This window comes from Streptomyces sp. NPDC096311, assembly GCF_044763085.1.
In the GTDB taxonomy this organism is placed as follows: Bacteria; Actinomycetota; Actinomycetes; order Streptomycetales; family Streptomycetaceae; genus Streptomyces.
Genome location: NZ_JBIWFN010000060.1, coordinates 1 through 7,557, shown reverse-complemented (window position 1 = coordinate 7,557; position 7,557 = coordinate 1). Strand labels below are relative to the sequence as shown.

The window sequence follows — 7,557 nt, the reverse complement described above, 5'->3', positions numbered from 1 at the left end:
GCCGCCGCGATCCGGGAAGCGATCCTGAAGGGCGAGTTCGACCCAGGCGCCCCGCTGCCCTCCGAGGCCCAGCTCATCGAGCGCTACAAGGTCTCCCGCCCCACCGTCCGCAACGCCGTCGCCGCCCTGCGAGCGGAAGGCCTGATCGAGGTACGGCACGGCAAGGGCAGCTTCGTACGCTCCGACGGACAGCCCTCCGTCACCCTCTACCGCCGCGTGAGCCGCACGGCGGAGGGGCGTTTCGTGATGCCCGACGGCGCCGTCTGGGACGAGGCTGAAGAGCAGACCCCGTACCGCACACACACCACCACGGCCACCGGCCAGCTCCTCGAACTCAGCGCAGAGGAAGCCCTCTTCGGCTGTGATCGACTGCTCATCGACCCCGCCAGCGGCACCCGGGCGATGCACCGCACGCTGATTCCATTCGAGGTCGCCGAGGGAATCCCATTGCTGGCCGAGGACCCGGACCAGCGCCCAGCCTCGGCCTACTGGCTGCTCACCCAGGCCGGACACAAGCTGTGGTGGTCGGAAACGGTCCGCGCCCGGATGCCGCTTCCCGACGAGCGGACCGCCCTCCAGCTCCCGGACGCGACACCGATCCTGCACCTGGCCCGCATCACCCACGGCACCAGCGGCCGCCCGCTGATTCTCGAAGAGCTCCGCGTCGGTGCGGACCGTGCCGAACTCGCCTACCGGATCACCGCCGACAAAGAGCCCGCGCAACGCGCCCGCGACTGAGGGCCGATGGCGATCGGTCGAATTCCTCTTCACTTCCTCAAGGGCGCGCCTGCGGCGCGCCGGGCAGCCCGGCCGCCCCGGCCGGGCGTGCGGCGTGGCCGCCGGAGACCGACGGCAAGGGCGTTCGCCCTCGGATCACGCAGCACCGCAAAATCCTTGAAGTGGTGGATGGACTACGCATTCCGGGCCACCTTGCGGGACTGGCTCCACGTCCGTGGGAAGTGGAGCGAGGGGCAACTATCTCGGTGCCGGATGACCCAAGCACCCTGCTCGCCCAGGGTGGTGCGGGACTCTGGGACGTCGCCGAGCTGCTACGGCGGACCGAGATGTCCAGCATCAACAGCGCGGCCCTGGAGTCGATCGAGCAGGGCATCGACCAATTGGCCCGCGCCTATCCGTACGCCGATGCCGACTATCTCCACCAGCGCACCCGGAACGGCTTGCAGTACGTCACCAAGCAGCTCGAAGGCCGCATGACCCTGCGCCAGCATCGAGAGCTTCTCGTTGACGCTGGTTGGCTGTTCCTGCTGAATGCGTGCGTTCAGTACGACCGGGGCCAGCGAGAGGCCGCCAACCTCAGCAAAGCCGCGGCGCTCCGGATCGGCGATGAAACCGGACACGGAGAGATCAAGGCATGGGCGTGGGAGATCGAAGCATGGTTCGCCCTCACCCAAAGTCGCTGGGACGACATGCTCCGCGCCGTCGAAGCCGGACACTCCGCTGACCAGACGCACTCCGTCGGCGTACAGCTGTACGCGCACAAGGCACGCGCTGCCGCCCGCATGGGAGACGCCCGCCTAGTGCGCGATTCCCTGGACGCCGGACGCGCAAGGCTCGACCGACTACCCCGCCCGGATCACCCCGAGCACCACTTCATCATCGACCCGGACAAGTGGGACTTCTACGAGATGGACGCGTACCGCCTACTCGGAGACGACGAACGCGCCGCCGCCCACGCCCGGTCAGTGATCCGCATCAGCACGGGGCCTGGCGGGACCGAGATATCTCCCATGCGCGCCGCAGAAGCCCGCCTCACGCTCGGAGTCGCGGCCGCCCGTACCGGGGACATAGAAGAGGCCGTAGGCATGGGCACCACGGCCCTTGCCGCCGACCGCAAGTCGCTCCCCTCCCTGCTTTTAGTCGCCGACGAGTTGGACAAGGAACTCCGCTCCCGGTATCCCCGTGAGGCCGCCTCACGCGACTTCCACGAGCGGATCATGACCATCAAGCGAGGCACCACTCAGCCTGAGCTCCCGTTCTAGGCCAAGCATTGACCATCTCGCTGCGCAGGCCGGTCTACTGCCCCGTGCGACTTTTCGGGGCAGATGAGACCGCGGTGCTGGGCTGAGCTGGGCCCCTGGCGCGTGGACCTCAACTCTTGACGGCTTCTGCGATCTGTAGGGCGACCTGGGCGGGCGTGAGGTCCGTGGTGTCGACGACCTCGGCCTCGTCATGTAGCCATGTTCGGGCCGCCTCGGCGTAGGGCTCAAGGTATTCGAGACGGAATGGGGAGGGGCCAAGAACAGTGTCCCCCTCGATGCGTCCCCGGAGGGTGTCTTGGTCAGCGTGGAGGACGAAGTGCCGTACCGGGATGGCATGTTGGGCGAGGCCCGTCCTGATCTCGCGCCAGTACTCCTCGACCAGGACGGTCATGGGCATCACCAGAGTGCCGCCGGTGTAGTCGAGTACGCGGCGGGCGGTCTCGACGACGAGCGGCCGCCACGGCGGCCAGTGCTGGAAGTTGCCCGTCCAGGGCAGCCCTGGCGTGATGTCCATGAGTGTCTCGCCGACCTTCTCGGCGTCGAACACCCGTGAATCCGCGATCAACTGCTGCACGAGTGCACCGGTCGTCGTCTTGCCTGCGCCGTGGGTGCCGTTGAGCCATACGATCATGGAACCCAACGCTAAGCCGTCTTGGTGATTTGGTGTGCGCTTTGGGTAGGCGGCCTGGCAGGAGGCGCGGGCGTGGTGATGAACCCATTGCGTGTGGAGTTGTCGGGGGTGCAGGAGGTCGAGCTCGGGAGGCGGCTGAGGGCGCGGGATCTGAGCGTGAACGAGCGGATGCGACTGGAGTGTGTGCGGCTGTCGGCGCAGGGCCGGACGGTACCGCAGATCGCGCTGATCGTCGTCAAACACGTGGTTACCGTGCGCAAGGCGCTACACCGGTTCGCCGGCGGCGGGATCGAGGCCCTGGCGGACGCGCCGCGTCCGGGCCGGCCGCCGTGCTGGGCACGGGAGGACCTGGACGCGCTGGAGGCGATGCTCGACGACTCCGCGGCCATGGGGCGGACTTGGACGCTGCCGGGACTGGCGCAGTGGCTGCGGCTCGAGCGCGGGGTGGATCTCGACTCCTCCTGGCTGTCAGTGCTGCTCCACCGGGACGGCTTCCGATGGAAGCGCACCCGCGACAGCCTTCGGCACCTCGCCGACGAGGTCCTCCAGCAGGCTGCCCGGGCCCAGTTAGAGGACTTACGGACCGAGGCCGCTGCGGGTACCCGCGACCTGATCTTCCTCGACGAGTCGGGGTTCGCGCCGACCATGCCCACCGGTTACACCTGGTCGCGGACCGGACAGCGTGCCGTGGTGCCCCGCGAGGACACCCGCGACCGGCGAGTCAACGTGCTCGGCTCCCTATTCGTCGGCACCGCTCCCGACCTGCTGTGGGAGTGCGCCGCGGGGAAGATTGACGCCGGGGTGCTGCTGGAGTTCGTCTGTTCCGAGCTGGCTGGCCTGCCGGGCGGGGCCGCTGCCCTGGCCCTGGCCGCCGACGGCGCGTCAGTGCCCGTGTGGCGGCGACCCCGCCCGTGCACGGTGGCGCTGGACAACGCCTCCGCGCACGTGGCCAAGGCGTTCAAGGGCCGCCGCGACCAATTGGCGCGGATCGGGGTGGACCTGTTCTACCTGCCGCCCCGCAGCCCCGAGCTCAACGCCATCGAACGCATCTGGCGCTCGGCCAAGTACGAGGACTACCCCGACCGCGCCCACACCAGCATCGACGCCATCGAAGCCGCCGTCGACCGGGCCTTGACCCGCCAACAGACACGCATCCGAGGATCAGCAGCGAACTTCACCCAAGCCGCTTAGTTCGGCTCCGGTCATCAGGGAGAGCAAGCTGTGGGGCGCGCGGTCGTCGATCATGGTCGTGTAGAAGCCGTCGTCGTCCGCTTCCACCGCGGCGGCGCGGGCGAACATGGCTCGTTCGTGCGCGGCGAGCGCGGTCTCCGTATCGCCGGGGTGCGCGGCGAGGGCTCGGCCGAGTTCGGCCCCGTCCTGCATAGCCAGGTTGGCGCCTTCTCCGTTCGGAGCCCGGAGGTGGGCGGCATCGCCGAGCAGGGTCACGCCAGGCACGCGGTCCCAGTGGTGCCCGGCCGGCAGCGTGAAGATGGGGCGCAGGGTCGGCGGGGTGTTGCTGTCGGTGATCAGGGCGGTGAGTGCGGGAGCCCACCCGTCGAACTCCCTCGCAACCCGTGCGGTGAGGGCTGCGGCATCGGTGGTGTCGAAGTCGGTGAACCAGTCCTGGGGCTTCTTCAGCTGCGCGTAGGTGTGCAGGGTTCCGCCGCCTTCACGGTGGGCCAGCAGTCCCCTGCCCGGTGCGAGCGCGAACAGCCAGCCGGCTCCGACCGCCTCCGCGGAAGCGCGGTGGAGGGTTTCTGCGTCGAAGAGGAACGTCTCCACGCTGCAGACGCCGAAGTACTCCGGAGCGGCCTTCGAGAGCAGCGGTCGTACGCGCGACCATGCTCCGTCGGCGCCGATGAGCAGGTCTGCGACGGCGGTGGTGCTGTCGGCGAAGTCGACCTGGTGGCGGCGGCCGTCGCCGAGGGCCCGCACAGCGGTGACCTTGCGGCCCCAGCGGACGGTGCCGGCGGGCAGGGAGTCGAGGAGCATCTGCCGCAGTTCGCCGCGCGGTGCCTCCGGACGTTCGCCGGTTCCGTCGTCGCGCAGGTCGAGCAGCAAGTTCCCCGCCTGATCCATGATCCGGTACGCCTCGCGGCCCGGGAGGATCAGCTTCTGGAACTTCTCGATCAGTCCGGCCGCTTTCAGAGCGGCCTGCCCGCCGTGGGGGTGCAGGTCGAGCAGGCCGCCCTGGCGGCGGGCGTCCGGTGCGGGCTCCGCCTCGTAGACCGTGGCCGGGATGCCGTGCACGTGCAGCACACGGGCCAGCGTCAGGCCACCCAGGCCTGCTCCGATGATCGTGACAGGTGTCGTCATGGTGTCCTCCCTAGCTTCCTGCGGGGTGCCGTGGCGCCCATTGGATCACCACTCCAATCACGCTAACACGAAATTGGATCGACAATCCATTCGTGCGATGCTGGGGTCATGGTGAAGAGAACAGCGAAGGAATCCGCCCGGGCTCCGCGGCGGACGGACAGCCTGTCGAGGGAGCTGATCATCCAGGCCGCGATCGAGATGCTGGACAGTGGCGGCGAGAAGGCGCTGACGCTGCGCGCACTGACCGTGCGCCTGAGCACCGGCTACGGGGCGATCTACCACCACGTCGCGGACAAGAGTGATCTGCTTGCGACGGCCGCCGACGAGGTCATCACGGGCGTGATGTCCGGCGCGGTCGCCGGCGCGGTCGCCGACGCGGATCCGCGAGCGGCTCTGCGCGCCCTCGCCCTCGGTCTGTTCGACGCGATCGACGCCCACCCCTGGGTCGGTGCGGAATTCTCCCGCCAACCGTGGCGGCCCGCGCTGCTGGACTTCTACGAGGGCGTCGGCCGCCTGCTGGACGCCCTCGATGTTCCGGAGGAACAGCGCTTCGACGCGGCCGGCACGCTCGTGAACTACGTCCTCGGGGTCGCCGCGCAGAACGCCGCGAACGCACGGTTCCGCGCGGGCAGCGACACGGGCCGAGAGACCTTCCTGGAGAACGCCGCCACGCAATGGGCACAGATCGACCCGGCCCGGTACCCCTTTGTGCACGCGGCGGCGACTCAGTTGGGCGAGCACGACGATCGCGAGCAGTTCCTCGTCGGGGTGGACATCTTTCTCGCCGGCATCTCAACCCTGCGCTAAGCGGCTTCGGTGAGGTCCTCTTCTGATCCTCAGATGCGTGCGTCTGTTGACGGGTCAGCTCCCGGGCGAGGCCGACTTGGGGACCTGCCGGGCCACCTACCCAAAGCGCACCGCAAATCGCCAAGACCGCTTAGCGCTGTGCGGGCCGCAGGAACCGGCACAGCAGAAATCCGGTACGACTTCGGCGTTTCTCAGGGTGGTGCCAACCACCAAGATCAGGTGTCACCTATCTCGAAAAGTCGCACCGCGCCCCCGCCTCGCGTCGCTGGACGGGTTCGCTGTCAGTGGGTGCCGATAAACTGGTGATTTTGACCCGCAGCAACCGACAGACACAACATGTAGTGGCGAGTGGAGCTGACAAACCCACAAGTTGTGGTTGATGCAGGTTTTTTGACGACAGACACGGTACGATCACCCGCAGCGCGAAAAACCCCAGCCCGGATGCACCGAGTTGGGGTCGGCACCCGCCTGAGCTGGGGTCAATATGCGTTTCGAGGCGCCTGTTGACCCTACATGGAGTCGGCTTCTTCATGAAGCCTCACGGCTCTTCAGGCTCGTGTCCAGCTTGAAGGGTGGGTGATCATCATGGCCGCAAAGAAGATCAACCCTGGCACCCCGGCCCCCGACTCCGGGCAGTACCGTCCGGTTGGAGGCGGTAGCGAAGTGACCGCCGTACAGGGCAAGCCCCTGCCGCCGACTCCGAAGGCGGGCCAGGGGTGGAAGCTGGTCGACAAGACCAAGCACAAGCCCAAGGGCAAGTAGGTAGCGAGGGGGCAGGCCCGATGGTCTGCCCCCTCGTCACGTCAGTCGGCCAAGGGCAAGTACATCCTGTTGCCGCTCGCCGCGAACTCCTGCGACTTCTGGAGCATCCCCTCAGCTCAGCCGGCGCAACGTCACGCCTTCAAGGCGATGAGACGGTACAGCGGGTCCGGGCGTGCCGCGTCCTGGTCCGGTAGTGCGGCGAGCCGTCGGCACACCTCGGTCACCTGGCCCGGGGACGCCTGCGTGCACCAGGGGATGTGGCCCGCCTCGATCACCTCGCGCCACCTGCGCGGGCTGCGGCCCTGCCCTGTTCCGGGGAACACCATCTGCCCTGCAAGCCCAAGCCCCAGCTCCGCCGCCCAACTGAGCACCCGGCCGGAATGATCGGGCACGTGGGGTGCGTACTGGCGCCGCAAGTCCGCCGTGCCCTGAGCGATGTCACTGTCCTCGACGAAGTACGCGTCGTCCTTGTCGACGGTGGTGATCAGCACCCCGCCAGGCCGCAGCACCCTGGCCGCCTCGGCCAGCACCGATGCGGGGTCCGGCAGCAGATGCAGCAACCACACGATCACGACGGCGTCCACCCCGTTCGACACGAAGGGCAGCCGCGTGGCGTCGCCGCGCACGACACCTCCCGGCACCCGCTGCCCGGCAAGGCTCAGCATCCCGGGCGAACGGTCGACGCCCACCACCGCCCGCTCCGAACGCAGCAGTCTTCTGGTCACGATGCCCGTGCCGCACGCGATGTCCAGGATCATGCAAGGTCCTTGCGGCAGTAGCAGTTCCACCGCATCTGCCGCAGCCCGGGCTCTCGGTTCACCACCTCGGGACGCGTCGTAGTCCCGGGCCTCGCCGTCGTAATCGATCACCCGTCCATCCTGTCCCAGCGCTTGCCGCGTGACGCACCTTTTACGGGCACCCTCAGAGCATCGTTCGAGGCCGGACCTTAAAGAACTTCCCAATGACGATGTCAAGCCGCTGTCGTGACGGTTGGTAGGGCTTCGTAGCACGCGCCGTCGCGGATCATGGCCCACAAGACGT

8 protein-coding genes are annotated in these 7,557 nt (G+C 68.2%); 5 read left to right on the top strand and 3 right to left on the bottom strand.

Going from position 1 to position 7,557, the window contains the following annotated elements:
- On the top strand, positions 1-738 hold a 738-nt coding region (locus ACIRA5_RS53475), incomplete at its 5' end, for a GntR family transcriptional regulator (RefSeq protein WP_403705944.1).
- A gap of 245 nt (positions 739-983) precedes the next feature.
- On the top strand, positions 984-2,000 hold the full coding sequence (locus ACIRA5_RS53470) for a tetratricopeptide repeat protein (RefSeq protein ID WP_403705941.1): 1,017 nt from the start codon (positions 984-986) through the stop codon (positions 1,998-2,000).
- A gap of 109 nt (positions 2,001-2,109) precedes the next feature.
- Here ACIRA5_RS53470 and ACIRA5_RS53465 read toward each other — a convergent pair whose 3' ends face one another.
- Positions 2,110-2,631 carry an ATP-binding protein gene (locus ACIRA5_RS53465; RefSeq protein WP_403705938.1) on the bottom strand — a complete coding sequence of 174 codons (522 nt, stop codon included), beginning with the start codon at positions 2,629-2,631 and terminating at the stop codon, positions 2,110-2,112.
- 78 nt (positions 2,632-2,709) lie between these two features.
- On the opposite strand from ACIRA5_RS53465, the gene ACIRA5_RS53460 reads away from it, so the two are divergent.
- Positions 2,710-3,822, top strand: coding sequence for an IS630 family transposase (locus ACIRA5_RS53460; RefSeq protein ID WP_403705936.1), 1,113 nt, complete (start codon positions 2,710-2,712; stop codon positions 3,820-3,822).
- Here ACIRA5_RS53460 and ACIRA5_RS53455 read toward each other — a convergent pair.
- Positions 3,793-4,947 (bottom strand): FAD-dependent oxidoreductase, encoded by a 1,155-nt coding sequence (locus ACIRA5_RS53455; RefSeq protein WP_403705933.1) that lies wholly within the window; start codon positions 4,945-4,947, stop codon positions 3,793-3,795. The two genes, ACIRA5_RS53460 and ACIRA5_RS53455, sit on opposite strands and share 30 nt — an antisense overlap.
- Positions 4,948-5,055: 108 nt before the next feature.
- Between ACIRA5_RS53455 and ACIRA5_RS53450 the strand changes: the two genes are divergently transcribed.
- Entirely contained in the window at positions 5,056-5,754 is a 699-nt protein-coding gene (locus ACIRA5_RS53450; RefSeq protein WP_403705930.1) for a TetR/AcrR family transcriptional regulator, read from the top strand.
- Positions 5,755-6,339: 585 nt separating this feature from the next.
- Positions 6,340-6,516, top strand: a complete 177-nt coding sequence (locus ACIRA5_RS53445; protein ID WP_360263798.1) for a hypothetical protein — start codon at positions 6,340-6,342, stop codon at positions 6,514-6,516.
- Between the two features lie 131 nt (positions 6,517-6,647).
- Here ACIRA5_RS53445 and ACIRA5_RS53440 read toward each other — a convergent pair whose 3' ends face one another.
- The gene (locus ACIRA5_RS53440) at positions 6,648-7,385 is read right to left on the bottom strand and encodes a class I SAM-dependent methyltransferase (RefSeq protein ID WP_403705926.1); all 738 of its coding nucleotides are present in this window, start codon (positions 7,383-7,385) and stop codon (positions 6,648-6,650) included.
- Positions 7,386-7,557 lie beyond the last annotated feature (172 nt).